The sequence below is a fragment of the Rhizobium sp. ZK1 genome (genome assembly GCF_047782645.1).
Lineage (GTDB): Bacteria > Pseudomonadota > Alphaproteobacteria > Rhizobiales > Rhizobiaceae > Rhizobium.
Map to the genome: position 1 here is coordinate 573197 of NZ_CP180586.1, position 23006 is coordinate 596202.

General features: G+C 60.3%; 26 protein-coding genes. 15 read left to right on the forward strand and 11 right to left on the reverse strand.

The window, feature by feature from the left end; all coding sequences use genetic code 11:
• Window positions 1-255 precede the first annotated feature (255 nt).
• The 4 genes from ACK9YZ_RS02875 to ACK9YZ_RS02890 all read right to left on the reverse strand — a co-directional run bounded on the left by ACK9YZ_RS02875 (window position 256) and on the right by ACK9YZ_RS02890 (window position 3754).
• A complete protein-coding gene (locus ACK9YZ_RS02875) occupies window positions 256-846 on the reverse strand; it encodes a histidine phosphatase family protein (protein ID WP_416065609.1) in 591 nt (196 codons plus the stop codon).
• Window positions 847-880: 34 nt separating this feature from the next.
• Window positions 881-1699 carry an enoyl-ACP reductase FabI gene (fabI, locus tag ACK9YZ_RS02880; RefSeq protein ID WP_216757237.1) on the reverse strand — a complete coding sequence of 273 codons (819 nt, stop codon included), beginning with the start codon at window positions 1697-1699 and terminating at the stop codon, window positions 881-883.
• A 122-nt stretch (window positions 1700-1821) separates the two neighbouring features.
• Window positions 1822-3006: a DnaJ C-terminal domain-containing protein gene (locus ACK9YZ_RS02885; protein ID WP_416065610.1), complete on the reverse strand. Its 1185-nt coding sequence runs from the start codon at window positions 3004-3006 to the stop codon at window positions 1822-1824.
• 289 nt (window positions 3007-3295) lie between these two features.
• Window positions 3296-3754 carry an RT0821/Lpp0805 family surface protein gene (locus tag ACK9YZ_RS02890; protein ID WP_183735520.1) on the reverse strand — a complete coding sequence of 153 codons (459 nt, stop codon included), beginning with the start codon at window positions 3752-3754 and terminating at the stop codon, window positions 3296-3298.
• A gap of 63 nt (window positions 3755-3817) precedes the next feature.
• Here ACK9YZ_RS02890 and pdxH point away from each other — a divergent pair, with 63 nt between their 5' ends.
• A complete protein-coding gene (gene pdxH / locus ACK9YZ_RS02895) occupies window positions 3818-4438 on the forward strand; it encodes a pyridoxamine 5'-phosphate oxidase (RefSeq protein WP_416065611.1) in 621 nt (206 codons plus the stop codon).
• A 5-nt stretch (window positions 4439-4443) separates the two neighbouring features.
• Here pdxH and ACK9YZ_RS02900 read toward each other — a convergent pair whose 3' ends face one another.
• Window positions 4444-5478, reverse strand: a complete 1035-nt coding sequence (locus ACK9YZ_RS02900; RefSeq protein WP_416065612.1) for a polysaccharide deacetylase family protein — start codon at window positions 5476-5478, stop codon at window positions 4444-4446.
• Between the two features lie 232 nt (window positions 5479-5710).
• On the opposite strand from ACK9YZ_RS02900, the gene ACK9YZ_RS02905 reads away from it, so the two are divergent.
• Window positions 5711-7000 carry a D-alanyl-D-alanine carboxypeptidase family protein gene (locus ACK9YZ_RS02905; protein WP_416065613.1) on the forward strand — a complete coding sequence of 430 codons (1290 nt, stop codon included), beginning with the start codon at window positions 5711-5713 and terminating at the stop codon, window positions 6998-7000.
• 62 nt (window positions 7001-7062) lie between these two features.
• A complete protein-coding gene (locus ACK9YZ_RS02910; protein WP_416065614.1) occupies window positions 7063-7368 on the forward strand; it encodes a pyrophosphatase in 306 nt (101 codons plus the stop codon).
• 12 nt (window positions 7369-7380) lie between these two features.
• On the opposite strand, the gene ACK9YZ_RS02915 is transcribed toward ACK9YZ_RS02910, so the two are convergent.
• The 3 genes from ACK9YZ_RS02915 to ACK9YZ_RS02925 form a co-directional block, all read right to left on the reverse strand.
• On the reverse strand, window positions 7381-7878 hold the full coding sequence (locus ACK9YZ_RS02915) for a GNAT family N-acetyltransferase (RefSeq protein ID WP_416065615.1): 498 nt from the start codon (window positions 7876-7878) through the stop codon (window positions 7381-7383).
• Window positions 7879-7890: 12 nt separating this feature from the next.
• The gene (gene tldD / locus ACK9YZ_RS02920; protein ID WP_416065616.1) at window positions 7891-9306 is read right to left on the reverse strand and encodes a metalloprotease TldD; all 1416 of its coding nucleotides are present in this window, start codon (window positions 9304-9306) and stop codon (window positions 7891-7893) included.
• An 80-nt stretch (window positions 9307-9386) separates the two neighbouring features.
• Window positions 9387-10049 carry an invasion associated locus B family protein gene (locus tag ACK9YZ_RS02925; protein WP_216757246.1) on the reverse strand — a complete coding sequence of 221 codons (663 nt, stop codon included), beginning with the start codon at window positions 10047-10049 and terminating at the stop codon, window positions 9387-9389.
• Window positions 10050-10363: 314 nt separating this feature from the next.
• Between ACK9YZ_RS02925 and coxB the strand changes: the two genes are divergently transcribed.
• The 6 genes from coxB (at window position 10364) to ACK9YZ_RS02955 (ending at window position 15684) form a co-directional block, all read left to right on the forward strand.
• Window positions 10364-11257 (forward strand): cytochrome c oxidase subunit II, encoded by an 894-nt coding sequence (coxB, locus tag ACK9YZ_RS02930; RefSeq protein ID WP_416065617.1) that lies wholly within the window; start codon window positions 10364-10366, stop codon window positions 11255-11257.
• 17 nt (window positions 11258-11274) lie between these two features.
• Window positions 11275-12978, forward strand: coding sequence for a cytochrome c oxidase subunit I (gene ctaD / locus ACK9YZ_RS02935; RefSeq protein ID WP_216757248.1), 1704 nt, complete (start codon window positions 11275-11277; stop codon window positions 12976-12978).
• A 66-nt stretch (window positions 12979-13044) separates the two neighbouring features.
• Complete coding sequence (locus ACK9YZ_RS02940; RefSeq protein ID WP_416066804.1) at window positions 13045-14001, forward strand: heme o synthase; 957 nt, start codon at window positions 13045-13047, stop codon at window positions 13999-14001.
• On the forward strand, window positions 14001-14138 hold the full coding sequence (locus ACK9YZ_RS02945; RefSeq protein WP_416065618.1) for a hypothetical protein: 138 nt from the start codon (window positions 14001-14003) through the stop codon (window positions 14136-14138). Before ACK9YZ_RS02940 ends, ACK9YZ_RS02945 begins: the two co-directional genes overlap by 1 nt.
• Window positions 14139-14142: 4 nt before the next feature.
• Window positions 14143-14748 (forward strand): cytochrome c oxidase assembly protein, encoded by a 606-nt coding sequence (locus ACK9YZ_RS02950; RefSeq protein ID WP_416065619.1) that lies wholly within the window; start codon window positions 14143-14145, stop codon window positions 14746-14748.
• Window positions 14749-14805: 57 nt separating this feature from the next.
• Window positions 14806-15684 carry a cytochrome c oxidase subunit 3 gene (locus ACK9YZ_RS02955; protein ID WP_183735532.1) on the forward strand — a complete coding sequence of 293 codons (879 nt, stop codon included), beginning with the start codon at window positions 14806-14808 and terminating at the stop codon, window positions 15682-15684.
• Between the two features lie 77 nt (window positions 15685-15761).
• Here the strand turns inward: ACK9YZ_RS02955 and ACK9YZ_RS02960 are convergent, their stop codons facing one another.
• Window positions 15762-16403, reverse strand: a complete 642-nt coding sequence (locus ACK9YZ_RS02960) for a chloramphenicol phosphotransferase CPT family protein (protein WP_416065620.1) — start codon at window positions 16401-16403, stop codon at window positions 15762-15764.
• Window positions 16404-16529: 126 nt separating this feature from the next.
• Between ACK9YZ_RS02960 and ACK9YZ_RS02965 the strand changes: the two genes are divergently transcribed.
• The 5 genes from ACK9YZ_RS02965 to rnhA all read left to right on the forward strand — a co-directional run bounded on the left by ACK9YZ_RS02965 (window position 16530) and on the right by rnhA (window position 20196).
• A complete protein-coding gene (locus ACK9YZ_RS02965) occupies window positions 16530-16910 on the forward strand; it encodes a DUF983 domain-containing protein (RefSeq protein WP_216757252.1) in 381 nt (126 codons plus the stop codon).
• A gap of 46 nt (window positions 16911-16956) precedes the next feature.
• On the forward strand, window positions 16957-17652 hold the full coding sequence (locus ACK9YZ_RS02970) for an SURF1 family protein (RefSeq protein ID WP_416066805.1): 696 nt from the start codon (window positions 16957-16959) through the stop codon (window positions 17650-17652).
• A gap of 61 nt (window positions 17653-17713) precedes the next feature.
• Window positions 17714-18718, forward strand: a complete 1005-nt coding sequence (ispH, locus tag ACK9YZ_RS02975) for a 4-hydroxy-3-methylbut-2-enyl diphosphate reductase (RefSeq protein ID WP_216757254.1) — start codon at window positions 17714-17716, stop codon at window positions 18716-18718.
• Window positions 18719-18781: 63 nt separating this feature from the next.
• Complete coding sequence (locus ACK9YZ_RS02980; protein ID WP_416065621.1) at window positions 18782-19747, forward strand: homoserine kinase; 966 nt, start codon at window positions 18782-18784, stop codon at window positions 19745-19747.
• Entirely contained in the window at window positions 19744-20196 is a 453-nt protein-coding gene (gene rnhA, locus ACK9YZ_RS02985; RefSeq protein ID WP_037105623.1) for a ribonuclease HI, read from the forward strand. Before ACK9YZ_RS02980 ends, rnhA begins: the two co-directional genes overlap by 4 nt.
• Here the strand turns inward: rnhA and ACK9YZ_RS02990 are convergent, their stop codons facing one another.
• Entirely contained in the window at window positions 20197-21273 is a 1077-nt protein-coding gene (locus tag ACK9YZ_RS02990; RefSeq protein ID WP_416065622.1) for a putative zinc-binding metallopeptidase, read from the reverse strand. It lies immediately after the preceding gene.
• A gap of 89 nt (window positions 21274-21362) precedes the next feature.
• Complete coding sequence (locus ACK9YZ_RS02995) at window positions 21363-21968, reverse strand: YqgE/AlgH family protein (RefSeq protein WP_216757257.1); 606 nt, start codon at window positions 21966-21968, stop codon at window positions 21363-21365.
• Window positions 21969-22110: 142 nt separating this feature from the next.
• On the opposite strand from ACK9YZ_RS02995, the gene ACK9YZ_RS03000 reads away from it, so the two are divergent.
• The gene (locus tag ACK9YZ_RS03000) at window positions 22111-22950 is read left to right on the forward strand and encodes a protein-disulfide reductase DsbD domain-containing protein (RefSeq protein WP_216757258.1); all 840 of its coding nucleotides are present in this window, start codon (window positions 22111-22113) and stop codon (window positions 22948-22950) included.
• The last annotated feature ends 56 nt before the right edge of the window (window positions 22951-23006 follow it).

Sequence of the window (23006 nt, forward strand, 5' to 3'; positions counted from 1 at the left end):
GAGCAGGTTTGCGTCAGGGCAAAGGCGATTGGCGAAGGGCATACCCCTTGGTACATCCGAGCCGATCGCCTTTGATCCTGGCGGAAAGATGCCCGGCCCTAGCTGGTTTGCAGGCAAACCAGCGGGTTGGCTGAAACGGGCCGCCTGATCGACCGGCCGGCTTGGCTGTAGATCTGGGCTACTACGCGCGCCGGCCGGTCGATCATCCGACTCCGTTTGAGCCAACAGAATGCTTCAATCTAACCAGGAAAGGCTCTAGATCCAGCCGATCAGGCTCTGCGACGTCTCGATCTTCAAAATCCGGTCCTGCGGAATTTCGCCCTCGGAGGCGACGTCCTTCGGCAGGTTGGATATCATCTTGAACAAGCTTCTGATGACACCGCCATGAGTGACGCAGACCGTCGGCCGGTCGACCGAATTCAGCCATGCGCCGGTCCGCCACGACATGATCTCGTAGCTTTCCGCATCCTCGCCCGGCGGAATGAAATCCCATTTGTTGATGTTGCGTTCTGCGACGCGCTCGGTCTGCGAGGCCCTAAGCTGCTTTAGCGTATAGCCTTCCCAATCGCCGAAGGAGACTTCGACCAGGCGTTCGTCGGTGCGGTATTCCTTGGGCGGGAGCCCCATGGCTGATCGCATGATCTCCATGGTCTCGCGCGTACGGCCGAGCGGGCTTGCGACGAAATCAAATTCCGTATCGTCACCGTTCAGGATCGCCGCAAGGGCGATCCCGTTCTGTCTTGCCTGTTCGCGGCCGATCGCATTGATCGGAATATCCTTCTGCCCCTGCAGGCGACGCTCCGCATTCCAGTCGGTCTGGCCGTGTCTGATCACATAGATAAGCACGGGGATCGGCTCCGCTCGAGGGTAGTAGGACGCCTCAGTCCTTGATGACGGAAATATCAGGCGCGTCCACCGCCTTCATGCCGATGACATGATAGCCGCTGTCGGCGTGATGCACTTCACCGGTCACCGAACGCGACAGGTCGGAGAGAAGGTAGAGACCGACATCGCCCACTTCCTCGATGGTAACCGTACGGCGCAGCGGCGCATTGTACTCGTTCCACTTGAGGATATAGCGGAAATCACCGATGCCTGAAGCAGCAAGCGTCTTGATCGGGCCTGCCGAAACGGCGTTGACGCGAATGTTTTTCGGTCCGAGATCGACGGCGAGATACTTGACGCTCGCTTCAAGTGCGGCCTTGGCGACGCCCATGACATTGTAGTTCGGCATCACCTTTTCTGCACCGTAATAGGTGAGGGTGAGCATAGAGCCGCCTTCCCTCATCAGCTTCTCGGCGCGGCGAGCGACCGAGGTGAAGGAGTAGACGGAGATCTGCATCGTCTTGGCGAAATTGTCCGGCGTCGTATCGACGTAACGGCCGGTCAGTTCGTCCTTGTCGGAAAAACCGATCGCGTGCACGATGAAATCGATCTTGCCCCAGAGCTTCTCGACATTGTCGAAAACGGCATCGATCGTGGATTCGTCACTGACGTCGCAATGGCCGACCATGACGGCGCCGATTTCGGCAGCCAGTGGCTCCACGCGCTTCTTCAGGGCATCGCCCTGGTAGGTGAATGCAACTTCTCCGCCCTGCGCATGAATGGCCTTGGCAATACCCCACGCAATCGAACGATTGTTGGCGACACCCATGATGACGCCGCGTTTGCCTGCCATGAGGCCGGATGCTTGAGCCATATTTCGCTTCCCTAGGAATTCTGATGATCCTGCCTATGGCATAGGCCGTTAATCGGTTCAAGCTTGGCTAAGATCATCAACTGTTAGGGATCGTAACAAAGGGTGCGATTGTCACTGAAATTTCATAAAAACAGCCCTTCACGCATGCTTCGCATGAGATCGGTGACTTTATCGTCGGGTTTTTCCCACAACATAATACGCAATTCGACGACGAGATCGCCTTTTCCGCCGCTGTCGTTGGGCAGGCCCTTGTCGGGGATGCGGATCGTCTTGTCGGAGCCGGACCAGGCCGGGACCGTTACATTGAGCGGTCCCTGCGGCCCGTCGATACGCGCCTCGGTGCCGAGCACCGCATTCTCGATGTTCAGCGGCAGCACCGCATGCACGTCGAAACCGTCGACGGTGAAGCGTGGGTCGGGGGCGATGTGGATATTGATCACGGCATCGCCGCGCTGCATGCCAGGCAGCTTGAAACCCTGGCCCTTGAGCCGGATCTGATGGCCTTCGGTCGTGCCGGCCGGCAGGGCAAAGCCCACTTCACGGCCTTCGGGAAGGGAAACCGTCGTCCAGCTTCCCTTCATGATGTCTTCGATCGTCACGGTCGCGGTCGCCACTTCATCCGGCGCCTTTTCAAGGCCCGGCTGGCCGGCGCCGGTGAAGCGACGCATAAGCGAGGTCAGGAGACTTAGCGGCAGGGACATGTTGGCGCTGCCTGCAGCGGAGGCCTCCATATGCTCGTCCTCTGCCTTGGCGGGGTCGGATTCGGTGGTTTCCTGTTCTGGCTGCTTGGCGGCCTCCGCTGCATGCGGCTTGGCCTGTGCTTGCTGCGAATGCGTCTGGGATTGGGCCTGTGCGCCGGCAGTGCGGGCTGTCTGCGCACCGAAGATCCGTTCGACCATCTCTTCTGCGGCTTCGGCAGTGCCGGCCTGCTGCTGTTTGGCACCTGCCGCGGCGGCCTTTTGTGCATTGGCGTTGGCGCGCGCAAGCTCTTCCATCACACGCTCGGCATTGGCCTGCGCGGCCTTTGCGCGCTCGGCCGCTTCACGGGCTGCGTGCCGCTGCTGCATGATCGTTTGTTCTTGCTTCTTGGCCTCTGCCATACGCACCGCGCTGTCGAAGAGATTGCGCTTCCTTGGATCTTTCAGCGTCTCATAGGCGCGGCCGATCTCGGCAAAACGTGCGGTCGCCGTCGGGTCACCCTGATTGTGATCGGGATGCACGGCCTTGGCCATGTTGCGCCAGGCCGCCTTGATTTCATCCGCTCCCGCGTCGCGCTTGACGCCCAGTACCTTGTATGGATCACGCATTGTTCGCACCGCCGCTGTCGCAATCCGGGAGGCATGTTCCTCGTGGCCGTTCCCGGAAACCGAATACTCAACTCATGACGCGCCGTCCCGTTCGCTTATGCGACAGGAAAGCCCGCTCGTCGGCCGATCGTGCGGGAGAGTTGCTAATCACTTCTTATTTCCGAAGTTGGACATGGGGTGTTTTGCCGCGAATGGTTAGTCTTTCACTAAACATTGAGGCGAATCGGCACGACACATTAACCCTGGCGCGTCAGGCGTGCATCCCGCCGAAACAGCTGAGCAGACGGGCTCAGCTTTCCGGCTGGAAGCTCAGAAGCTGCCAGTTGCCGCCGCCGACAAGGCAGGTTTTGCCATAGAACTTGGCGATGCCGACATAGGAGTGGCGCGTCGTGCGGAACTGGCGGCAAACCTGGCCGGCGTCATTGTTCTCTACGATTGTATCGATGACACCGGCGCTGCCGGTCGAGGCATTGGCCCAGGGAAGGGGCTGTCCCTCGAGCTTCTGGATATCGGCTGAGGTTACGGCGTTGCGCACCGTCATCTCGTCGGAAAGGGTATCGGTGCTGGGAGCGGGCTGCGGCACGGTGCCGGTTGCCACCGAACGATCCACCTTTGCCGAACTCAGGAAATCGAACCCTCCGGCCACGCAGCCGGAAAGGGACAGTATCGCGATACCGACGATGGAGAGTCTGACGCTGCGGCGCAGCGAACCCTTTGTATGGCGATGTGTCTTTGCTATGACTTCCACCCTGTGTTCTTCCCCAGCGTCAAAGGCTGGGTCAGTTTAATAAACCGCGGGATTTGAACTAATATGTCGGAAAACGGGTTAACAGGTGGTGACTTTACTGAAAGTGAAGAGCCCTTCAAGCTCTTTGGAGAATGGCTGAAGGAGGCGGAGGCTTCCGAAGTCAACGACCCCAATGCTGTCGCGCTCGCGACGGTCGATGAAGATGGGCTGCCCAATGTCCGCATGGTTCTCCTGAAGGGTTTCGATACCGACGGATTCGTCTTCTACACGAATTTCGAGAGCCAGAAAGGTCGCGAAATTTTGGGACAGAAGAAAGCGGCCATGTGTTTCCACTGGAAAACGCTGCGCCGTCAGGTGCGTGTTCGCGGCCCCGTCGAACTGGTCGCCGATGCAGAGGCCGACGCCTACTTTGCGACTCGTGCCCGCGGCAGCCGTATCGGCGCCTGGGCCTCCAAGCAGTCACGCCCGCTCGAAAGCCGTTTTGCGCTGGAAAAGGCAGTTGCTGAATATACGGCGCGCTACGCTATCGGCGAGATTCCGCGCCCGTCTTACTGGTCAGGCTTCCGGATCCGCCCAACCTCGATTGAATTCTGGAAGGACCAGAAGTTCCGGCTGCACGACCGCATCGAATTTCGCCGACCGACGCCCGAGGGGGGGTGGGACAAGGTGCGGATGTACCCGTAAAGAGTTTATTTGCCGAGCAGTTTCAATGGAATGCCTGATGCCAGCGCCGAAACATAGCGTGGCTTCTGGTAAAGGCCGTTGAGCGAGATGCGCGGCATAAAGGTGGGCCGACTTGCTGCGGGAAAGCCCGGCTGCGTTGTCACGGCTACGGCAAAGCCGAGCTTTGCCGTAAGTTCCGCTTCGCGGCCTGTCGCAGCTTCCTGCGTGCCATAGGGATAGGCGATCGCCCGCGGGCGGATGCCAGTGATCGATTCGACATAATCGGCCGAGATTTCCATCTCGATCCGTGCTTCCGCCTGCGGCAGGCGGGCCAGCGCCCGGTGGCTGATCGTATGGGCGCCGAGACTGGCGAGCGGGCTTGCCGAAAGCTTACGCAACTCCTGCGGCGCCATGACCAGTTCCCGCGTGATATCGACCGGCTCGATTCCGTGGTGCCGGGCCAGCGCATCCACCTCCAAGATGGCGCGGCTCTCGTCCTGCCTGTGGATAAACTCGGCAAGCCGGTCGAAGGCGTCCCATTTCCGGACGAGAGTGTCGAGCGCCAGTCTCTCCCTCCCGCGGCCGAAGTTGAACTCGATGCTGTTCTCCCTGCCGAGCAGCAGCGCCAGGGTTTCCCACCAGATGCTGTGCGAGCCTTCGGCAAAGCCTTGCGCTACGAAAACGGTAAAGGGTGCCCGATGCCGCTCGAAAACGGGCAGGGCATGGACGAGATTGTTGCGATACCCATCATCCAGCGTGAAGGCGGCGAACAGGCGATCGTCCTGCGGGTCCGACAATAGCGAGGGCACGGCATCGAGCGGCACGAAACGATAGCCGCTCCGTTTCAGCCGCCGAAGCACTGCGTCCAGAAATTCCGGCGTTATTTCAAGATGTTCGTTGGGTTCGAACGGCTGGGCGATATGCGGGCGCACGTGATGGAGCGTGAAGATGACACCACGTCCGCGGGCCTCCTTCATGAGCCCGGCTGCATTCGCCAGCCACGCCGCTTCCAGCCCGCCGCCGATCGCGGTGCGTTTCAGACGTCGCTTCCACTGCCCCATTTTTCCCGTGACCCCGCTTTGTATTCGTGTCACACAAGCTATCAATCCGCCGTTAAACCTTGCTGAATCGTGCATGGAGCGTGGCTTATTTATCGGCTGTTAACCAAGCGAAACAAAAGCTTGGAAAAAACTTGGGCGTTGCCTCAAAGTCGCGCCAGATTGTGGGCATGTGTCACAATACGGGACATAGTTTCGATTGTATCGACTCGCCGGATAGAATGAGGGGAAGCGCATGAGAAGGCTTTTGGCTGCCATTTTGACCGCGACGCTGGCAATTACTGCACCCGTAGCGGCCTTTGCCGGAAGCGCCTCTCTCGTCCTCGATGCCCGCACCGGCAAAGTCCTCGCGTCCGAAAACGGTGATACGCTGAACCATCCGGCCTCGCTGACGAAGATGATGACGCTCTATCTGACCTTCGAGGCGCTCAATCGCGGCAAGATCACCTGGGATACGCCGGTCACGATGTCGAAATATGCGGCCTCCCGTCCACCCACGAAGCTCGGCGTGAAGCCGGGCGGCACGATCACCGTGCGCGAGGCGGTCTATGGCATGATCGTCAAATCCGCCAATGATGCTGCTGCCGCCATGGGTGAAAAGCTCGGTGGTTCGGAAAGCAATTTCGCCAGGCTCATGACCCACAAGGCCCGCCAGCTCGGCATGAGCCGCACGGTCTTCGTCAACGCATCCGGCCTGCCGGACAAGCGCCAGATCACGACGGCTCGCGACATGTCCACGCTCGCCGTGGCGCTGATGAAGAACTATCCCAGCGAATATCGCCTCTTCTCCATCGCGAGCTTCAATTTCCGCGGCCGGACCATCCGCGGCCACAACAATCTCATGTATCGCTACGAGGGCATGGACGGCATCAAGACCGGCTACACCAATGCCTCCGGTTTCAACATTGTCAGCGCTGTGAAGGACGGTAACCGTCGCGTGGTCGGCGTGGTGCTCGGCGGCCGCACCGCTCGTAGCCGCGACGCCCAAATGGCAGCGCTCCTCGATCGGTATATCGGCCGCGCGTCCTCTTCCGGCGGCGCTAAGCTGGTTGCAAGCATGAATACCAAGGAGCAGGTCGAAGTAGCCTCGGCCGCCGATGACACCGATGTTCCCATGCCGGTGAGTGCGCCCCGTGTCGCAGAGGAGGCCGTACAACCCGCGCCGAAAGCGCTCGGTTATGCCGATGGTGGCGTTATCCCGCTGGAGCGCCCGGCGGCGATGGACGAGATCATCAATGCCGGCAAGGCGTCGAAAGCGCCGGCTGGCAAGGCAGGTGGCTGGCAGATCCAGATTTCCGCCGCCCCGAGCGCCGATGCCGCCCGAGCGCTTCTTGCGCAGGCTCAGTCCGAGGCAGGTGCACCGCTGGTCTCCGCCTCGCCTTATACTGAAGCTGTCGGCAAGGGCGCCAGTGCGGTTTACCGCGCCCGTTTCGTCGGCTTCCAGAGCAAGGAAGACGCGACGTCTGCCTGTGACGCCCTGAAGAAGCGCTCCTATGACTGCATGCTCCTGCCGAACCAGGGCTGAGCTGCACACTCTGGACAATTTCCGGGAATCGGCGCTCTTCTCATAAACAAAAGGAGAACGTCATGCTGCAACGGCTCGCCGATCAGTTCGAGACCTCATCGTCAACCTATGCCAGCGCCAACGGCATTGAGCGCGATGCCGACTGGTTCCTGCTGAAGCTGCAGGAGGAGATGGGTGAACTGACCCAGGCCTGGAACCGTCTGACCGGTCGTGGTCGTGCCAAAGGCCGCTCGCCAGAGGAGATGGAACGCGACCTCGCCGATGAGACCGCCGATATCCTCGGCCATCTCCTGCTCTTCGCCCGTCGCCACGACATCGATCTCGCCACTGCAGTCGAACGGAAATGGAAATTCAAGCTCGAGGCGTGATCCGCTTGATGGTCAGCTCGTTCTGACTTTGCGCTGGTAGAATTTGCTATCCACCGCCATGAGCGGGAATGCCCGCGGCAGGTCCTTCTTGGGAATTTCTGAAAACCCGTTCCTTTCATAGAACCGCTGTGCAGCAAGAAACTTGTCGGTGGTGCCGAGGAAGATATCGGTCACGCCGACTTCGCCGGCATGGGCAAAGAGCGCCTCGAGCAGTCGGTTGGCGACGCCGTGTTCGCGGCCTCGCACCTCGGCGGCCACGAACATCTTCCGGAGCGCAGCCTGGTTGTTGCCGATATCCTTGAGGCCAAGCGTGCCGACAATGACACCGTCTTTCACCGCGACCCAGAACTGACCCTTGCCCGACTGGTAAAAGTCGGGAATGACGCGCAGGTCCGGCTGCGCGTCAGCGGTGATGCCGATGCCGAATTCTTCACGCTGGATCGGCAGGATGACCGAGATCACGTCATCGTCATCGGCAGGGGCGAAGGTTCTGATTTCGATCTCGACCATGATCGTATCGCCTCAGGCCTGTGTGCCGCCGACGGTCACCTGATCCATGCGCAGATGCGGCTGGCCGACGCCGACAGGCACCCACTGGCCCGCCTTGCCGCAATTGCCGATGCCGGTGTCGAGTTTCATGTCGTTACCGATCATCGACACGCGCTTCATCGCGTCCGGGCCGTTGCCGATCAGCATGGCGCCCTTGATCGGCGCACCGATCTTGCCGTTTTCGATGAGATAGGCCTCGGTGCAGCCGAAGACGAATTTGCCTGATGTGATGTCCACCTGGCCGCCGCCGAAGGAGACGGCATAGATGCCCTTCTTGACCGAAGCGATGATCTCTTCCGGCGTCTTGTCGCCGCCGAGCATATAGGTGTTAGTCATGCGCGGCATCGGCACATGCGCATAGCCCTGGCGGCGGCCGTTGCCGGTCGGCGCCATGCCCATCAGCCGGGCGTTCTGCCGGTCCTGCATATAGCCGACGAGCTTGCCGTTTTCGATCAGCACGTTGTAGGCGGACGGTGTGCCCTCGTCGTCGATGGTGATAGAGCCGCGGCGGCTGTCGATCGTGCCGTCGTCGACGACGGTCACGCCTGGTGCTGCCACCATCTGGCCCAGGAGACCCGCAAAGGCGGAGGTCTTCTTACGGTTGAAATCGCCCTCGAGGCCGTGACCCACGGCCTCGTGCAGCATGACGCCCGGCCAGCCGGAGCCGAGCACGACGTCCATCGTGCCTGCCGGCGCGTCGATCGCTTCGAGATTGACGAGTGCCTGGCGCAGCGCTTCGTCGGCACCGTGCTGCCAGCTTCCCGTCGCGATGAAATCGCCGAAGCCGATGCGGCCGCCCTGGCCGTAGGAGCCGCTTTCCTGGCGATCGCCTTCGCCGACCATCACGGAGATGTTGATGCGCGTCATCGGCCGGATGTCCTGTACGCGATGGCCGTCGGCGCGCAGGATGTCAACCACCTGCCAGCTCGCGGCGACGGAGGCCGTCACCTGCCGCACTTTGTCGTTCTTGCCGCGCAGATAGGCGTCGATATCGGTCAGCACCTTGACCTTCTCCTCGAAGGTCGGCGAACCGATCGGGTTCTCGTCGGTGTAGAGCTTGCGGTTGGTGCCCTGGGGCGCTGCCGCATAGCTGCCGGAATAGCCGCGCGTGACGGCGCTGACCGCATCGGCGGCCCGCTTCAGCGCCGAGACGGAGAGGTCACCCGCATGCGCATAACCGACAGCTTCGCCGGCCACGGCGCGCAGGCCAAAACCCTGCTCGGTGTTGAAGCTGCCGCCCTTGAGGCGGCCGTTATCGAAAGTCAGCGATTCCGCCTGCGCGTGCTCGATGAAGAGCTCGCCGTCATCGGCGCCGGAAAGCGCTTCGGCGACATGCTTGCGCATCGTCGCTTCGTCGGCATCGAAAAGCGTCAGGAGATCGGTGGTCATGTCTTTTGCTCCGCAAGAAGAGCGGGAGTGCTCAATAGCCGATGTAGGTCTGTTGTGCTGCGCGAGCAAGCCCCGACGGATCAGGGCAGGGCGTCGTAGCCTTCCGCAAAGCCCTTGAGGTCGACGGGGATGCCGATGCCTTCTTCCGGCGTCTGGAAGACGATGAACGTCGCCTGGGCGCCGCTGCGGAAGGTCTTGAGCAGTTCGTCCTCGAGAACGACTTCGGCATAGCAGCCATCGGCAAAGCAGCGCACGAAATAGGCGCGGCCGATGTCCTTGCCGTCGACATTGAGACCGAGGCCGTTTGGCAGCAGCACGCCGAGCGGTGCCAGCACGCGCAGGATCTTCGACTTGCGGTCAGCCGTCTTCAGGACGACGACGGACAGGCCGACCTCCGGCCGGTCTTCGGCGATGACGTTCTGCATCAGTGCGCACTGCTCGGTCGAAGCGCCGGGCGGCTTGTCGCAGACGACGGACCATGCGCCATGGTTGGAACGAACCGTGCCGGGAGCCGGTGGCTGCGTTTGCCCAGGCGTCACCTGCTCGACGTTCGGCGTCGCGGGCGACGTAGACGGCTGGGCCGGAGCGGGCTTCGGGGCAGGCGTGGCAGGACGCGACTGCGCGGGCGCCGGCGTCTGCTGCGCGAAAACGGGGCTCGTCGCGGCGGCCGCGATGCCTGCGGTCAGAACAAACGACCGCGCGAGGGAACGGAAACCCATGAAAACCTCTGGATATCGAATCATTGCCGCTATTTGTGAAGCTGCCCACAAAAAATGAAAAGCCCCACCCCGTGAAAACCGGGGGACTGCGGCAGAAATAGGACCTCGCCAAAAGAATGTGCAGCAAGCGGATTGGCCTCAAAGCGCGTTTTTCGTATGCTGATGAAAAGCTTGCAATGTTTTGCCATGCCCGACGATGCGGTCCCGGAGCAAAAATGCCGCATAGACAATTGCTTCTGCCTGTTGCGGCGGATGCCAAACTGTGGTTTGAAGCGCAGAAGATGGCAAGGATTCTGCGTCCGATTTGATGCAGATCAGCGCTCGAGGGAGATTACAAGGTGATTAAGAAGGCTTTTGCAGCTCTGACCGCGCTGGTCTGTCTGCTTTTTGCTTCCGGCACATATGCCGATCAGCCGATGCCGTGGCAGGCGACCCTGCAGCCGGCAGCGACGCCGATCATGCGGGAGATCCGCTGGTTCGAACAGTATACGCTGTGGTTCATTGTTCCGATTACACTGTTCGTTCTCGTTCTTCTTATCGTCGTCTGTTTCAAGTTCCGCGCTTCGGCGAACCCGGTTCCCTCCAGGACGAGCCACAATACGCTGATCGAAGTCATCTGGACTGTGGGGCCGGTCCTTGTGCTTCTCTTCCTTGCGGTTCCCTCTTTTAACCTGCTCACTGCGCAGTTGACTCTGCCGGAAAATCCCGATGTGACCATCAAGGCGACCGCGACCCAGTGGCAGTGGAACTATGAATATGAAGGCTCGGGCGAAACGCCTGTCGCCTTCGACTCCTACCTTCTGAAGGAGCCGGATCGTCCCGCTGCCGGCAAGACCGATCTTTCCGTCTATCCGCGCCTGTTGGCCGTCGACAACGAACTCGTGCTGCCGGTCGACAAGACCGTCCGCGTTCTCGTCACCGCCGCGCCCACCGACGTCATCCACGCTTTCGCCATGCCGTCCTTTGGCATCAAGATCGACGCCGTTCCGGGCCGCCTGAACGAAACCTGGTTCCGCGCCGAGCGTGAAGGTCTCTTCTACGGCCAGTGTTCCGAGCTTTGCGGCAAGGACCATGCGTTCATGCCGATCGCCATCCGTGTCGTTTCCGAAGACAAGTACAAGCAGTGGTTGACCACGGCCGCCAGCGACCTGCCCGGCGCCTACAAGACACTGATCGCCGCTGCCGATGGTTCTGCAAAGACCGTCGATGTCGCTGAAAACGTCGCAAAGTAAGATAGGGGATCGGGACAATGGCTGGACCTTCCGCTCACGACGATCATTCTCATGATCACCACGCTCATGACGCTCATGCGCATGACGACCACCACGATCACTCTCATGCGCCGAGCTTTGCCGACCGCTGGTTCTTCTCGACGAACCATAAGGATATCGGCACGCTCTACCTGATCTTCGCGATCTTCGCCGGTATTATCGGCGGCCTGCTTTCCGTCGCCATGCGCATGGAGCTGCAGGAGCCTGGCATCCAGATCTTCCACGGCCTCGCCTCCATGGTCTACGGCTTCGAAGGCGATGCCGCCATCGACGGTGCCAAGCACATGTTCAACGTCTTCACCACCGCTCACGCGCTGATCATGATCTTCTTCATGGTCATGCCGGCGATGATCGGCGGCTTCGCCAACTGGATGGTGCCGATCATGATCGGCGCGCCGGATATGGCCTTCCCGCGTTTGAACAACATCTCCTTCTGGCTGATCGTTCCCGCCTTCCTGCTGCTGTGCATCTCGATGTTCGTCGAAGGCCCGGCCGGCGCATACGGCGCAGGCGGCGGCTGGACCATGTATCCGCCGCTCGCAGTCGGCGGTCAGCCGGGACCGGCAGTCGACCTTGCGATCTTCGCGCTGCACATCGCCGGCGCCTCGTCGATCCTCGGTGCGATCAACTTCATCACCACGATCCTCAATATGCGCGCTCCGGGCATGACGCTGCACAAGATGCCGCTCTTTGCCTGGGCTGTGCTGATCACCGCCTTCCTGCTGCTGCTGTCGCTGCCGGTTCTGGCTGGTGCCATCACCATGCTGCTCACCGACCGTAACTTCGGCACGGCTTTCTTCGCGCCGGAAGGCGGCGGTGACCCGATCCTCTACCAGCACCTGTTCTGGTTCTTCGGTCACCCGGAAGTCTACATCCTGATCCTGCCGGGCTTCGGTATCGTCAGCCACATCGTATCGACCTTCTCGAAGAAGCCGGTTTTCGGTTACCTCGGCATGGCCTACGCCATGGTCGCCATCGGTGCCGTCGGCTTCGTCGTCTGGGCTCACCACATGTACACGGTCGGCCTGTCGCTCGACGCGCAGCGCTACTTCGTCTTCGCGACGATGGTCATCGCCGTTCCGACGGGTGTGAAGATCTTCTCCTGGATCGCAACGATGTGGGGTGGCTCTATCACCTTCCGTACGCCGATGATCTGGGCGATCGGCTTCATCTTCCTCTTCACCGTTGGTGGCGTCACGGGCGTCCAGCTCGCAAACGCTGGCCTCGACCGCTCGCTGCATGACACCTATTACGTCGTGGCTCACTTCCACTACGTTCTGTCGCTCGGCGCCGTCTTCGCCATCTTCGCTGCCTGGTACTACTGGTTCCCGAAGATGACCGGTTACATGTACAACGAGTTCCTCGGCAAGTTGCACTTCTGGGTCATGTTCGTCGGCGTGAACCTGGTGTTCTTCCCGCAGCATTTCCTCGGCCTCGCAGGCATGCCACGCCGCTACATCGACTATCCGGATGCATTCGCCGGCTGGAACTATGTCTCGTCGATCGGCTCGTATATCTCCTTCTTCGGCGTGATCATCTTCCTCGTGGGTGTCTGGGAAGCCTTCGCCAAGAAGCGCGTTGCCGGTGACAATCCGTGGGGTGAGGGTGCAACGACCCTCGAATGGCAGCTGCCTTCGCCGCCGCCGTACCACCAGTGGGAACAGCTTCCGCGCATCAAGTAAGATGCCGGACTTCCAGACGCCGCAGGCCTCTGCGGCGTCTTGCGATTAGTAGATCAGGACGGAATGATGACGGTTGTCGACAATCACGAGGCTCTTGCGGACGAAGGCGATTTTCGCCTGTCGGAAGCCGGTGCGCGCGATTATTTCGAGCTTCTGAAGCCGCGGGTCATGTCGCTCGTGGTCTTCACGGCCTTTGCCGGCCTCGTGCTGGCGCCAGGCCACATCAATCCGGTCCTCGGCCTGATCGCCATTCTCTGCATTGCCGTCGGCGCAGGCGCATCGGGTGCGCTGAACATGTGGTATGACGCCGACATCGACGCCGTAATGAGCCGCACTGCCAATCGCCCGATCCCGGCCGGCCGCATCATGCCCAAGGAAGCGCTGGCCTTCGGACTCGTTCTCTCCTGCTTCTCGGTGACGATCCTGGGTCTGGCGGTCAACTGGCTGTCGGCCTCTATCCTCGCCTTCACCATCTTCTTCTATGCCGTCATCTACACGATGTGGCTGAAGCGCTCCACGCCGCAGAACATCGTCATCGGTGGCGCGGCCGGCGCTTTCCCGCCCATGATCGGTTGGGCCTGCGTGACCAATTCGGTCACGATCGAAAGCACTGTTCTTTTCCTGATCATCTTCCTGTGGACGCCGGCGCATTTCTGGGCGCTCGCCCTCTTCAAGATGCGCGATTACGAAGCTGTCGGCGTGCCGATGCTGCCGAACGTTGCAGGTGAACGCACCACCAAGCACCAGATCGTCGCCTATGCCGTGCTGACGGCAGTCTGCGCCGTGCTGCCGACTTTCCTCGGTTTTGCCAGCGTCGGATATGGTTTGGTGGCCGCAGCGCTTGGCGCGGTCTTCATATACTGTTCCATCGCCGTCTGGCGTATGCCCGATGGCGATCTCAAGATGATCCCGGCGAAGAAGCTGTTCGGCTTCTCGATCTTCTATCTCTTTGCCGTGTTCTCCGCGCTGATGCTCGACCGGCTGGTTGCGATGCTGGTCTCGTATGCAGGAGGCTCGTTCTAATGGAATTGATCAAGCTCACTGAGGCGCAACGCAAGTCGCGCCGTAATCGCAACATCGCGCTTGGTGTCGTGCTCGCCGGCCTGGTGGTTCTTTTCTACGCCATCACCATCATCAAATTCCTGGGACATGGAGGCTGATACGATGAGCGATGCCGTCAACGCACCGAAGAAGCCGCGCAACAATGCCGCCGTCGTCTTCATGTGCCTGAGCTTCGTCGTCGGCATGGGCGCGGCAAGCTATGCAGCCGTGCCGCTTTATCGCCTCTTCTGCCAGGTGACCGGCTATAACGGTACGACCCAGCGTGTCGATCAGGTTTCGAGCGTCATTCTCGACCGCACGATGCGCGTCACGTTCGACGCCAACGTCGCCCCCGGGCTGCAGTGGGAATTCAAGCCGGTCGAACGCGAGGTCAATCCGAAGATCGGCGAGACCATCCAGGTCAATTTCATCGCCGAAAACCGTTCCAACGAAACCCAGCGCGGCCAGGCGATCTTCAATGTGACGCCGGGCGAGGCGGGCGCCTATTTCAATAAGGTGCAATGTTTCTGCTTTAATGAAACGGACCTGAAGCCGGGCGAAAAGCTTGAAATGCCGGTCGTGTTCTACATCGATCCGGATATTACCAAGGCCGCTGAATCGAAGAGCATTCACACGGTCACGCTGTCCTACACGTTCTATCCCAAAGAGGGTTCGAAGCCGGTGGCTTCGAATGACGGTGGAACGGGACAGGCTGAAAAGAAACTTTGATTGAGGAGTGTTTCCGGCGGTGCCGGAAGCGGAGAAGGAAGACACCGGGGATCTGACATGGCCGATGCTCATCAGAAGAATCACGACTATCACATCATAGCTCCGAGCCCATGGCCGATACTGGCCTCGCTCGGCGCATTCCTGATGGCCTTCGGCGGCGTCGGCTATATGCGCTACCTGAACGGCGGCTCGCTGCATGTTCTCGGTATCGAGTGGGCTCATCCGTGGGTCTTCTTCATCGGCCTCGCTGTCGTTTTCTACGTCATGTATGGCTGGTGGTCGGACACCGTGAAGGAAGCCCATGAGGGCGCCCATACGCGCGTCGTGTCTCTGCACCTGCGCTACGGTATGATCATGTTCATTGCGTCCGAAGTGATGTTCTTCGTCGCCTGGTTCTGGGCCTATTTCGACGCCAGCCTCTTTCCGCACGAAGCCATCCAGGCTTCGCGGCTTGCCTATACCGGCGGCGTCTGGCCGCCGAAGGGCATCGAGGTTCTCGATCCCTGGCACCTGCCGATCTACAACACCGTCATTCTGCTGCTCTCGGGCACGACGGTGACTTGGGCTCACCACGCTCTCTTGCACAACGACCGCAAGGGCCTTATCCAGGGCCTGACGCTGACCGTTCTGCTCGGCGTGCTCTTCTCCAGCGTCCAGGCCTATGAATATGCGCATGCTCCGTTCGAGTTCCGCAACTCGATCTACGGCGCGACCTTCTTCATGGCCACGGGCTTCCACGGTTTCCACGTTCTGGTCGGCACCATTTTCCTGCTGGTCTGCCTGCTGCGTGCGTTGCGCGGCGACTTCACACCGAAGCAGCATTTCGGCTTCGAGGCGGCTGCCTGGTACTGGCACTTCGTCGACGTCGTCTGGCTGTTCCTGTTCTTCTGCATCTACGTCTGGGGCGGTTGGGGCGCTCCGGTTGCGGCAGGCTGATCGAGGCCGATAGAAATCAGAAAAGGCGGGTGCTCACTGACCCGCCTTTTTCTTTATCTCGACGCTGATTCTATGTTTTACCGTTGCCCGGCCAACCTTTCGAAGGCCGAAGGCTCGGGAATAGCGAGATCCAGCTGATGGCGGATCGCCTCGGCGCATTCGAGCGCAGTCAGCACGGATGTATCGACCTCCATGTCGTAGAGACCCGGACGATGCACCTCGTCCTGCCAGCGCTGCACCGGTTCGGGAATGGACGCGTCCTCCGTGGCGCGCAGATAAAGCGTCTCGCGCCCTTCCTCGACAATTTCGCGCCGCTGCATGATCGTTTCGATCGGACAACGTATGCCGACGAACAGCACGGGAAAGCCCTCCAGCCGCCGGGCGCAATCTCCGAGAATGCCGAGCGGCTGGGAGTAGCTGTCATGATGGCCGAGATCAGCGACGACGTTGAGGCCCAATCCGGCATGAATGGCGATCGATTCATAGAGCGCTGCGTAGAGGAACGGTACCAGTTCCTCCAGGTCCGGTCGTTCGCCGCCCGGCCTCAGCCCGATGCCGGGCAGGTAGCGCTTCGGCGTCATGGCATTATAGGTATCGACGCCGAGATTGATCCACGGCCCCTCAAATTCTTCCTGGATCGCGCGCGCAATGCTGGATTTGCCGCTTCGCGGCGCGCCGTTCAGGATTATGATCTGTCCGGCATGGCTATCATCTCTCATCAGTCTTCTTCTTCTGTTTGGCGCGAATCACTGAGGCGAAAACGCGCAGGCCTTTCCATTCGGGATGCGAATACTTTATGGGAGAGTTAAGGCAGACGACGAAAAGGCGTCGGCAGGGAGATGGTCATGAGTGAAGACAACGCACAATTTCCGCCGGTCGATCCGGTCAAGAGCGGTATCAAGGGATGCTGCCCACGCTGCGGTCATGGTCAGCTCTTCGATGGTGTACTTGGCCTGAAACCGCGCTGCGCCGCCTGCGGCCTGGACTATTCCTTCGCCGATGCAGGCGATGGTCCCGCCGTCTTCGTCATCCTCATCGTCGGCTTCATCATCATCGGTTCGGTGCTCTGGCTGCAGGTCAACTACGCTCCGCCGATCTGGGTCCACATCCTGCTCTTCGGTCCGCTGACGGTCATTCTTTCCCTGGTGGCGCTGCGTTGGTGCAAGGGTATCCTCATCGCCATGCAATATCGCCACAATGCCCGTGAGGGTCGCTTGAGTGATTGATATTGAAAGTCCGGCCCCGCGCCGCAAGCTGCCGGTCTTTACCGGCATGGCGGTCCTCATTGCGCTCGCCATCCTGATCTCGCTCGGCACCTGGCAGGTGGAGCGCCTTCACTGGAAGGAAGGCCTGCTCGCCGATATCGCCGAGCGTCGCGCAGCCGCCCCGGTTCTGCTTGCGGATATCGAGTCCATGGCGGCTCAGGGCGGTGATATCGAATATCGTACAGTTACAGCCGCCGGCCGCTACATCAACAATAAGGAGCGCCACTTCTTCGCCACCTGGCGAGGCCAGACCGGCTATTACATCTACACGCCGCTGCAGCTTGAAGACGGGCGCTACCTCTTCGTCAACAGAGGCTTCGTTCCCTATGAGAACAAGGAGCCGGAAATGCGCATGCAGGGCCAGTTGACTGGCCAGCAGACGGTAACCGGCCTCGCGCGTGCAAAACTTCCCGCCAAGCCTTCGTGGCTCGTGCCTGACAACGACGTGGTGAAGAACATCTTCTACTGGAAGGATCTCGATGTGATGGCATCGAGCGTCGATCTCGACAAGGCCAGTGTCGTGCCCTTCTTCGTCGATGCCGATTCCACGCCCAATCCAGCGGGTTTTCCGATCGGTGGCGTGACACAGGTCGATCTGCCGAACGACCATCTGCAATATGCCTTTACCTGGTACGGGTTGGCGGTGGTGCTGGCCGTCGTCGTCGCTATCTCCTGGTTCCGCCGCAAGGGTGCCGCGCAATAGTATCGCTTCAATTCCATCCCATATTGGGTTAGAGGTCCCTGAAGCTTAACCTGGATATGTCATGAACATTGCGGCAAAACCTCCTTTGACGATCAGGCTCTGCGGTCCGCGCGGCTTCTGTGCTGGCGTCGATCGGGCGATCCAGATCGTCGTGCTGGCGCTGAAGGCCTATGGCGCGCCCGTCTATGTCCGCCACGAGATTGTCCATAACCGCTATGTCGTGGAAGGGCTGGAAGCCAAGGGTGCGGTCTTCGTCGAGGAGCTTGACGAGATCCCGGCGGAACATCGCGCCCAGCCGGTCGTCTTTTCCGCCCATGGCGTGCCGAAATCCGTGCCCGAGGATGCGAATGCCCGCAACCTCTTCTATCTCGACGCAACCTGTCCGCTGGTCTCCAAGGTCCACAAGCAGGCGATGCGCCATAATCGCCTCGGCCGCCATGTCGTCCTGATCGGCCATGCCGGCCATCCCGAGGTAATCGGCACCATGGGCCAGCTTCCTGAAGGTACCGTCTCTCTGGTCGAGACCGTCGAGGACGTCGATGCCTATGAGCCTGCTGATCCCGATAATCTCGGCTATGTCACCCAGACGACGCTCTCGGTCGACGATACTGCCGGTGTTATCAAGCGGCTGGAAGAGCGCTTCCCCAATCTGAAGGCGCCGGCTGCCGATTCCATCTGCTATGCCACGACCAATCGCCAGGAAGTGGTGAAGGATGCTGCCCCCGGTTGCGATCTGTTCATCATTGTCGGCGCGCCGAATTCGTCCAATTCCAAGCGGCTCGTCGAAGTGGCGCTCCGGGCCGGGGCGAAGAGGTCGATCCTCGTGCAGCGCGCTTCCGAACTTGACTGGGATGAGATTGGCCCGATTGGTACGCTCGGCCTGTCCGCCGGTGCTTCCGCCCCGGAAGTGATCGTCAACGAGATCATCGAGGCCTTCCGCACTCGCTTCGATGCCCGTGTCGAGCTTGCCGAAACCGTGCAGGAAAACGAACATTTCCTCGTCAATCGCGAACTGCGCAGTCTTGAACTGACCACGGCTGACATGGCATTCGTGAACGGGGAGTGAGGCGAGGAGATCCCTCCATCCTGCCCCATCTGATCAGACCGCCTCTACAGTGAGAGACCCACCTTGGCAGTTTATACTGATATCGCCGAAGACGATCTGAAATGGTTTCTCACCGAATATGATGCCGGCACGCTGCTTTCCTACAAGGGCATCGCCGAAGGCGTGGAGAATTCCAACTTCCTGCTGCACACATCCAAGGCGCCGCTCATTCTGACGCTTTATGAGAAGCGGGTGGAAAAGAGCGATCTGCCGTTCTTCCTCGGCCTGATGCAGCATCTGGCGGCAGGCGGCCTGTCCTGCCCGCTGCCGCTGCCGCGCAAGGACGGCGCTCTGCTCGGCACGCTGTCAGGCCGTCCCGCAGCGCTCATTTCCTTCCTCGAAGGCATGTGGCTGAGAAAGCCCGAACCGAAACATTGCCGCGAAGTCGGCAAGGCGTTGGCGCAGATGCATGTCGCTGGCGAAGGTTTTGCGCTGACGCGGCCAAACGCGTTGTCGCTGGAAGGCTGGCAGACGCTCTGGGACAAATCGGAGGCACGCGCCGACGAGGTGGAGTTCGGCCTGCAGAACGAAATCCGCAGCGATCTCGATTTCCTGCGGACCTGTTGGCCGAAGGATTTGCCCGCTGGCGTCATCCACGCCGATCTGTTCCCTGATAACGTCTTCTTCCTTGGTGACGAACTCTCGGGCCTCATCGATTTCTACTTCGCCTGCAACGATCTGCTCGCCTACGACGTCTCGATTTGCCTCAATGCCTGGTGCTTCGAGAAGGATGGTGCCTACAACATCACCAAGGGCACGCAGATGCTCGAGGGTTACCAGAGCGTGCGGCCGCTGAGTGCTCAGGAGATCGCGGCGCTGCCGGTCCTCTCCCGCGGTTCGGCCCTGCGTTTCTTCCTGACCCGTCTCTACGACTGGCTGACGACGCCGGAAGGCGCGATGGTCACCAAGAAGGACCCGCTCGAATATCTGCGCAAGCTGCGCTTCCACCGCCAGATTTCCTCGCCGGCGGAATACGGATTGAGCCTATGAAGCACATCGATATCTTCACGGATGGGGCGTGCTCCGGCAATCCCGGCCCCGGCGGGTGGGGCGCCGTGTTGCGCTACGGCGAGGTCGAGAGGGAGCTCTCCGGCGGCGAGGCGGACACGACCAACAACCGAATGGAATTGTTGGCTGCCATCTCCGCGCTCAGCGCCTTGAAAGAGCCCTGCGAGGTCGATCTCTACACCGATAGCGCCTATGTGAAAGACGGCATTTCCAAATGGATATTCGGCTGGAAGAAGAACGGCTGGAGGACATCGGACAATAAGCCGGTGAAGAATGCCGAGCTCTGGCAGGCGCTGGAAGAGGCCCGCAACAGGCACAAAGTGACGCTCCATTGGGTCAAGGGCCACGCCGGTCACCCGGAGAACGAGCGTGCCGACGAACTGGCCCGCAAGGGCATGGAGCCGTTCAAGAAGAGCAAGAAGGCAGGCTGATCAAGCCGCCTGTCGCTGCTCGTTGGCTGCATTCTGTATCAGTCGGTGCAGATATTCCAGCTTCGTGACGACTGGCGAAGACAGCACGAAGGGATAGGAATCCGGCTGGCCCATGCTGCGCTGGATCGCATTGATCGCAAGGCTGAGCGGCACCCACGCGCTGACGAGCTGTTCGGCGCTCCGTGCCCGATAGGGACTGAAATCCACCTCCGCCGCAATCTCTTCATGGCCGCGCGGATCGATCGCCATGCCGAAGCTGCGCGCGGTCTCCAGCGTATCGACGATGTGCAGGTAATGCGCGAAGCATTCCGCAAAATCCTCCCAGGGATGGACGGAGGCATAGGCACTGATGAAGTTCTCCTGCCAACCGGGAGCCGGCCCATTGGCATAGTGATCCTGCAATGCCGCGCCATAGTCGTGCCGCTCGTCGCCGAAGACGGCGCGGAATTCGTCGAAACCATTGCGGTCGCGCACGAGCTTGTTCCAGATGAAATGCCCGGTCTCATGACGGAAATGGCCGAGCAGGGTGCGATAGGGCTCGTCCATCGCCGTGCGCGCCTGCTCGCGGGTCACGTCATCCGCCTCCGCCGCACGGATGGCGATCAGCCCTTCTTCATGCCCTGTCATGGCCGGGACCACATTGCCGTCGTTCTGGACGGCGTCTTCCAGGAAATCGAAGACGAGGCCGCCTTGCGGGTCTTCCTGCCGATCCGGATGCGGCAGATTCCAGCGCAACAGCGAATAGAAGAGATGGCGCTGTGCCTGGCTCATGCGCCGCCAGCGGTCGATACCGTCAGGCGTATCGGTGTTCGGCACCAGCCGGTTATGCCGGCAGGCGATGCAGAAATCATTGTTGTCATCGACCAGCCAGTTGCAGATATCGAGACCCGCATTGGCGCAGAACCGCACGAGCCGGTTCGAATCGGAGACGAGCTGCCAGTTTGCCTCATCGAACGATTCCAGTGCATGCATGGAAAGATCGCCCGCAAAGAAGCCGAGGCGATGATTGCAGCGCACGCACTGCCTGTTGTCGAAATGGATGACCTGATCGCAATTATCGCAGGCAAACAACCTCATGGCAGCCCCCTAAATGCCCGCCGCATAGGTGCCGCAGGCATTGCCGACGGGAAACGCTAATGAACGAGTTTCGTTCCGGAAGGATGCAATCAGGCGTGGCCGGCTTCTGCCGAAAGCATGGCCGGCGTGACACCCATACTGGCAAGTGCCCGCTCATACTTGTCATCGAGGCAGCGATCGAAGATCAGCTCTTCATTGGCCGCGCAATTGAGCCAGCCATTGGCTGCCACCTCGTTTTCAAGCTGGCCCGCGCCCCAGGAGGAGTAACCGAGCAGCATGGTCGCCCGCTTGGGGCCGCCGCCCTTGGAGATGGCGCGCACGATATCGAGCGTCGCCGTCAGGCAGATATCGTCGCTGACGGGGATGGAGGAGTCGCTGACATAATCGTCGGAATGCAACACGAAACCGCGGCCGCTCTCGACCGGACCGCCCGTCTGGATCGGAAATTCCCGTGCATCCTTCGGCAGTACGATGGAATCTTCCTGCTTTATCATATCGAGATGCAGCAGGACATCGGTGAAGGTGAGGCTCTGCGGGCGATTGATGACGAAGCCCATGGCCCCTGCGTCCGAGTGCGCGCAGATGTAGATCACCGTGCGCGCAAAGTTGCGATCTTCCATGCCGGGCATGGCGATCAGGAACTGACCGTCGAAAAATCCGCGTTCCCGTCTGTTCTTCAGCGTTGCTAGGGACATGGTTCCTCCTGCCGCCAGACCGCACAAAAGGCTCCGACAAGAGAAACATGGGCCAATGTCACAAATCAATCAACTGAAAATGAAGATTTATATGGGCGGGACTTCTGGCAGCAATTGGCAAATTTCGGTAAACCCTTGTTCCATGAGAGTTATTTCATTGCGCGCGCACGCCCTGTTAATTGCAGTCATTTCGGCTGCGTCCATGGCCGGATTGTTGCGTCCGGCGCATGCGGAAATGAGCGACTGGGTGCAGAACGAGGGTGGCCGCATGCGTCTCGTGGCACTGCCGCCTGATGCTGCCGGCCATATAAGGGCAGGCCTGCAGATCGAACCGAAGCCTGGCTGGATCACCTATTGGCGTGAGCCAGGCAACAGCGGGATCCCGCCGCAGATCACCATCGCACCGCAAAGCGGCGTCACGCTTGATGCCATTTCCTATCCCGTTCCGAAACATATCTCCAGTGGCAAGGTCGAGGATATCGGCTATGGGGCTCCGGTGACACTGCCATTATCGCTGACGGCTTCGAAGGCGGGGCCGGTCGCAATAGACGCCACCGCTTTCATCGGCATCTGCAAGGATATATGCATTCCTTTTCAGGCGCAGTTTTCGCTGAAAATCGGCGCTGTCGCTCAGTCGCGGCCGCAGGAGGAAATGATCCTTCGGAATGCTGCTGCCCGCCTTCCCGAAGCGCCGTCCGCCGATTTCGAGGTTGTGGCATACGCGATGTCATCCGACCTGAAGCAACTCTCGCTGAAAGTTACTCTGCCGGAAGCGGGGAATGGATCGCCCGAAATCATCGTTACCGGCCCCAGCGGCTATGCCTTCACCAAGCAGATAAACGTGGGGCGCAGCGGCAAGGCCTATTCCGCCGATATCGCCATCGGAAAGCTGCCGAAAAATTACGATATCAAGGGCAAGCAGTGGGGAGTGCTCATCGTTGACGGCGCCCGCGCCATGGAAACCACGCTTGCCTTTGATTGACCGCATCTTATAGTCCCTCTCGATCCCCTGCGGCCATGCCGCGACCAGCCAGTATC

What these genes read in the sequence shown, in the direction of transcription:
- ACK9YZ_RS02885 (WP_416065610.1), bottom strand. Translation starts at nt 3,006, where the DNA reads ATGCGTGATCCATACAAGGTACTGGGCGTCAAGCGCGACGCGGGAGCG.
- ACK9YZ_RS02960 (WP_416065620.1), bottom strand. Translation starts at nt 16,403, where the DNA reads ATGAGAGATGATAGCCATGCCGGACAGATCATAATCCTGAACGGCGCG.
- ACK9YZ_RS02955 (WP_183735532.1), top strand. Translation starts at nt 14,806, where the DNA reads ATGGCCGATGCTCATCAGAAGAATCACGACTATCACATCATAGCTCCG.
- ctaD (WP_216757248.1), top strand. Translation starts at nt 11,275, where the DNA reads ATGGCTGGACCTTCCGCTCACGACGATCATTCTCATGATCACCACGCT.
- tldD (WP_416065616.1), bottom strand. Translation starts at nt 9,306, where the DNA reads ATGACCACCGATCTCCTGACGCTTTTCGATGCCGACGAAGCGACGATG.
- ACK9YZ_RS02950 (WP_416065619.1), top strand. Translation starts at nt 14,143, where the DNA reads ATGAGCGATGCCGTCAACGCACCGAAGAAGCCGCGCAACAATGCCGCC.
- ACK9YZ_RS02970 (WP_416066805.1), top strand. Translation starts at nt 16,957, where the DNA reads ATGGCGGTCCTCATTGCGCTCGCCATCCTGATCTCGCTCGGCACCTGG.
- ACK9YZ_RS02900 (WP_416065612.1), bottom strand. Translation starts at nt 5,478, where the DNA reads ATGGGGCAGTGGAAGCGACGTCTGAAACGCACCGCGATCGGCGGCGGG.
- ispH (WP_216757254.1), top strand. Translation starts at nt 17,714, where the DNA reads ATGAACATTGCGGCAAAACCTCCTTTGACGATCAGGCTCTGCGGTCCG.
- ACK9YZ_RS02905 (WP_416065613.1), top strand. Translation starts at nt 5,711, where the DNA reads ATGAGAAGGCTTTTGGCTGCCATTTTGACCGCGACGCTGGCAATTACT.
- ACK9YZ_RS02940 (WP_416066804.1), top strand. Translation starts at nt 13,045, where the DNA reads ATGACGGTTGTCGACAATCACGAGGCTCTTGCGGACGAAGGCGATTTT.
- pdxH (WP_416065611.1), top strand. Translation starts at nt 3,818, where the DNA reads ATGTCGGAAAACGGGTTAACAGGTGGTGACTTTACTGAAAGTGAAGAG.
- ACK9YZ_RS02910 (WP_416065614.1), top strand. Translation starts at nt 7,063, where the DNA reads ATGCTGCAACGGCTCGCCGATCAGTTCGAGACCTCATCGTCAACCTAT.
- fabI (WP_216757237.1), bottom strand. Translation starts at nt 1,699, where the DNA reads ATGGCTCAAGCATCCGGCCTCATGGCAGGCAAACGCGGCGTCATCATG.
- ACK9YZ_RS02995 (WP_216757257.1), bottom strand. Translation starts at nt 21,968, where the DNA reads ATGTCCCTAGCAACGCTGAAGAACAGACGGGAACGCGGATTTTTCGAC.
- ACK9YZ_RS02965 (WP_216757252.1), top strand. Translation starts at nt 16,530, where the DNA reads ATGAGTGAAGACAACGCACAATTTCCGCCGGTCGATCCGGTCAAGAGC.
- rnhA (WP_037105623.1), top strand. Translation starts at nt 19,744, where the DNA reads ATGAAGCACATCGATATCTTCACGGATGGGGCGTGCTCCGGCAATCCC.
- ACK9YZ_RS02925 (WP_216757246.1), bottom strand. Translation starts at nt 10,049, where the DNA reads ATGATTCGATATCCAGAGGTTTTCATGGGTTTCCGTTCCCTCGCGCGG.
- ACK9YZ_RS02945 (WP_416065618.1), top strand. Translation starts at nt 14,001, where the DNA reads ATGGAATTGATCAAGCTCACTGAGGCGCAACGCAAGTCGCGCCGTAAT.
- ACK9YZ_RS02915 (WP_416065615.1), bottom strand. Translation starts at nt 7,878, where the DNA reads ATGGTCGAGATCGAAATCAGAACCTTCGCCCCTGCCGATGACGATGAC.
- ACK9YZ_RS02990 (WP_416065622.1), bottom strand. Translation starts at nt 21,273, where the DNA reads ATGAGGTTGTTTGCCTGCGATAATTGCGATCAGGTCATCCATTTCGAC.
- ACK9YZ_RS03000 (WP_216757258.1), top strand. Translation starts at nt 22,111, where the DNA reads ATGAGAGTTATTTCATTGCGCGCGCACGCCCTGTTAATTGCAGTCATT.